The sequence below is a fragment of the Streptomyces sp. WM4235 genome, from assembly GCF_001279725.1.
In the GTDB taxonomy this organism is placed as follows: Bacteria; Actinomycetota; Actinomycetes; order Streptomycetales; family Streptomycetaceae; genus Streptomyces.
This window is the reverse complement of sequence record NZ_LGDE01000119.1, coordinates 1-3,824: the sequence shown is the minus strand read 5'-3', so window position 1 is coordinate 3,824 and position 3,824 is coordinate 1. Positions and strand designations below refer to the sequence as shown.

At 75.0% G+C, this 3,824-nt stretch carries 2 protein-coding genes; one reads left to right on the top strand and one right to left on the bottom strand.

What is annotated here, in order from left to right; all coding sequences use genetic code 11:
- Nucleotides 1-18: 18 nt before the first annotated feature.
- The gene (locus ADK55_RS12210; RefSeq protein WP_053677955.1) at nucleotides 19-3,618 is read right to left on the bottom strand and encodes a beta-ketoacyl synthase N-terminal-like domain-containing protein; all 3,600 of its coding nucleotides are present in this window, start codon (nucleotides 3,616-3,618) and stop codon (nucleotides 19-21) included.
- On the opposite strand from ADK55_RS12210, the gene ADK55_RS40445 reads away from it, so the two are divergent.
- A complete protein-coding gene (locus ADK55_RS40445) occupies nucleotides 3,602-3,724 on the top strand; it encodes a hypothetical protein (RefSeq protein WP_267887344.1) in 123 nt (40 codons plus the stop codon). The genes ADK55_RS12210 and ADK55_RS40445 overlap by 17 nt on opposite strands.
- Nucleotides 3,725-3,824 lie beyond the last annotated feature (100 nt).

Below are 3,824 nucleotides of genomic sequence, written 5' to 3'. Positions count from 1 at the left end.
CTACCACCACGGCCGGTACTACCGGAACATCTCCTGGGTGGCGAGCCTCCCCGACGGCGCGTGTTCCTTCGGTGCGGCCGGGGCTTCGGGTTGCGCGGTCGCCGCGGAGGTCTTCGCGACCGCCTCCGGAGTCGCCTCGGGATCCGGAGCTGCCACGGGGGGCGGAGCGGTCGGCGCCGCCTGCGTGTCCACGAGCGCCGGTGCCTCCTCCGCGAGGAACTCGGCGAACTGCCGCGGTGTCGGGTACTCGAAGAAGACCGTCGGGTACAGGGACAGGCCGTGCTCCTGGGAGATGCGCTCGCTCAGTGTGACCAGGCCGACCGAGTCGAAGCCGGCGGACAGGAACTCCGTGTCGGCGTGTTCCTCGGGGGTGCCCGTCAGCGCCAGGAACCAGGCGAGCGCCCGTACGGGCCTGGAGGCGGTGGGCGCCGCGGGTACTGGCGGGGCCACGGGGCGAGCGGGGGTCGGAGCGGGCGCGGGCGGCAGCGCTGCGATCGGTGCCGGGGACTCGACCGGCGCGGGCGTCCGCGCCGCGATCGGTGCCGGGGACTCGACCGGCGCGGGCGTCCGCGCCGCGATCGGCGCCGGGGACTCGACCGGCGCGGGCGGCTCGCCCGCGGTGAAGGCCTCGACGGGGACCCGCTTGGACGACATGTCGCCGAAGACCAACAGGGGGGTGCCCGCCTCGTCGGTGACGGTCTGGGTGACCCGGCAGGCCTCGTCGTTCCAGAAGGCGATCTCGGTCCGTACGTAGGCGGCCTCGTCCAGTGGTCCCAGGACGTCCAGTCGGCCCACCGAGAGCGGGATGAACGCGGTGGCGTCCGCCGCGCCGAACACCGGGTTCGCGGGGTCGATCGCGGCGACCGTCACGCTGTCCAGGAGTCCGGGGAACAGGTGCACGTCGGGTCGGTTCATCTCCCGCTGTCGATGACCCTCGATCCGGGCGAGCGTGCCGCCGTCGGGGAGGCTCGCCACCCAGGAGATGTTCCGGTAGTACCGGCCGTGGTGGTAGCCGATCCGGCGGAGCCACCGGTAGAGGCCGGAACCCGCGTGCACGGTGGAGCGGGCGCAGTCGGCCAGGAGGGCGGCGAGGGGGACGGGGGGCGGCGGCTCGGACGGTTGCGCGGTGGCGAGCCGGCCGGTGACGTAGGGCTCTCCGCTCTCGGCGTCCTCGATCCGGAACCGTCCGTCGGCGGCGACCCGGCCGATGACCCGGCGGGCACCGGACGCGATGAGCGGGCGGTGGAAGAGGACGTCGCGGGCCCCGTGGAAGGGTTCGCCGCGCAGGGCGGCGCCCTCGCGCAGGAAGTCGAACCAGGCCACGCCCGGGAGCATGAGCGTGCGGTACACGGCGTGCTGGGCGATGGGTGCCTCGGCCGGGCCGAAGACGCGGGCGTAGGTGTAGCCGGCCGCCCCCTCGTCCGACACCAGCTGCGCGGGCGTCCCGGGTTCGGCGGAGCGCAGGGGCTCGGCCAGGTTCAGGGCCCGGCCGCGCGGTTGGGCGTGGGGCAGCAGCCGCTTGGTCCACGCCGTGCCGGTGGCCTGCCGGGCCGCCTCCCAGTCGATGTCCCGGCCCGCTCGGAAGAGCTCCGCGGCGATCGTGGCGAGTACCAGGTCGACCTCCCGTTCGTCGCGGGCCCCGGCCAGCCGTTCGACGAGGTCGTGGCCGGCGGGGCCGCCGCCCCGGGTGTCGTGGGACGGGTCGGCGGCTCCTCGCAGGACGTCGGCCAGGGCCCGCTCCAACGGAACGCGGCCCCAGGTGAAGTCCCCGACCGCCTCCCAGCCCGGAGGCAGGTCCAGGGCCTCCTCGGGCACTCCGCGCTCGCGCAGGGTGATCGCGAGGGCGACCGCGGACAGGATCCGCAGCAGTTCGCCGGAGAACTCGGCCGGCGGGGTGCCGGTGGCCGCCTCGAACAGGCCGACGACCTCGTGTACGGCCGGCGTGGAACGGTCGAGGGCGAACAGCCACGCGGGCGGGGCCGCGGCGGCCTCCGGCCGTATCGAGACGACGGTGTGGAGAGGGCCGACGTGGGCGGGTGGGGCGGCGGGCGTCAGGAGCCATGCGCGCAGAGCTGCGGCGAGTTGATCCGCGTCCGCTCCGACGACGGCCGTCCGCTGCGCGCGGTGCGCTCGTGCCAGCCGGGCCGTGGCGCACGCGTCGCCGACAGCGCCGGGCTCGTCCACCAGTGACGGCAGGAACTCCAGCCACTGCGCGACCAGTTCGCGCAGTGCGTACGGACTGTCAGCGGACAGCGGCAGCACGTGGACCGGCTGGTTCAGCAGGTCGGTCACCGGCGGTCCGGCGGGGGCTCCGGCCGGGCGGGGGACGGCCTCGACCACGACGTGGGCGTTGGTGCCGCCGAATCCGAATCCGCTCACGGCGGCCCGGCGCACGGGCGCGCCCGGCCACGGGTGGGCGGTGTCGGGCAGGTGGAAGGGGCTGTCGGCGAGGTTGAGGCGCGGGTTGGGCGAGTCCACCGCCACGGCCGGGACGGTGCCCTCGCGGAGCGCGAGGATGATCTTGGCGAGTCCGGCGAGGCCCGATGCCGAGTGCAGGTGGCCGATCCGGCGCTTGATCGAGCCGAGCGCGACGGAGTTCCGCGGGACACCGTGCCGGGCGAACACCTCGGTGAGCGCCCGCACTTCGATCGGGTCGCCGATGGCGGTGCCGGTGCCGTGCGCCTCCACGTACTGGACGGTGGCCGGGTCGATCGTCCGGTAGGCCTTGCCCAGCAGATCGATCTGGGCCTCCAGGCTGGGTGTGGTGACGCCCATGGTGCGCCCGTCGTTGTTGACCGCGACCCCGCTGATCGCTCCGAGGATCACGTCGCCGTCGGCCAGCGCCGCCGGCATCGGCTTCAGCACCAGGGCGGCGGCTCCCTCCCCGGGCACATAGCCGTTGGCCCTGCTGTCGAAGGTGTGGCACAGCCCGTCCGGGGAGAGCGCCCCGGTACGGGAGAGGAGGACGAACGTCAGCGGGTCGATGAGCAGGTCCACCGCGCCGACCAGGGCGAGTTCGCAGGTCCCGGCCGCCAGGCTCTGGCAGGCGAGCCAGACCGCCGACAGCGAGGACGAACAGGCGGTGTCGACCACCAGGCTCGGGCCCGCCAGGTCGAAGCGGTCGGACAGCCAGGCCGCGGTGAAGTTCTGCGACCGCCCCCACAGGGCGGCGGGCCCGGGCTCGCCGGCGGAGCCCGGCGTACCGGGCGGAACCAGCCCCCGGCCCCGGTCGAATCCGTACCCGTTCATGCGCGCGCCGACGAACACGCCCGCGTCGAGCCTGCGGCGCACCCCCAGGTAGCCGGCGTCTTCCAGGGCACGGGCGCCGACCTCCAGCATCACCCGCTGCTGGGGGTCGAGGAACACGGCGTCGTCGGCCGTCATGCCGAACGCCTCGTGGTCGAAGGAGAACGGGTCCACCAGGAACGCGCCGCGGTGGTGCGTTCCCTGGTGGGTTCCCTCGCCCCGGTACAGTTCGCGGGCCCACCGGCTCGGCGGGACCTCGCCGACCTCGACCCCGTCGCGGCCGAGGAGGGCCGTCAGGTCGACGGCGTCCTCGGCGCCCGGGAGCCGTACCGCGAGGCCGATGACGGCGATGCGGGTGTCGAGCTCGCTCACGGTTGTCCTTTCGTTCGACCCGCCCACCCCCGACCACGACGACCCGTCCGCGTCCGCCCTGAGCGCCCTGCTGCGCCCGCTGCTCCAGCGGGACGGGCAGCGATGACCGGGCAGGGCAGGACCGGCGGGGGGGAACGAAGGGCAAACGGTAGCGGGCCCGGCCCCCCCCGCCCCGGCATCGGGGCCCCGGGACGGCGCCCGGGCGC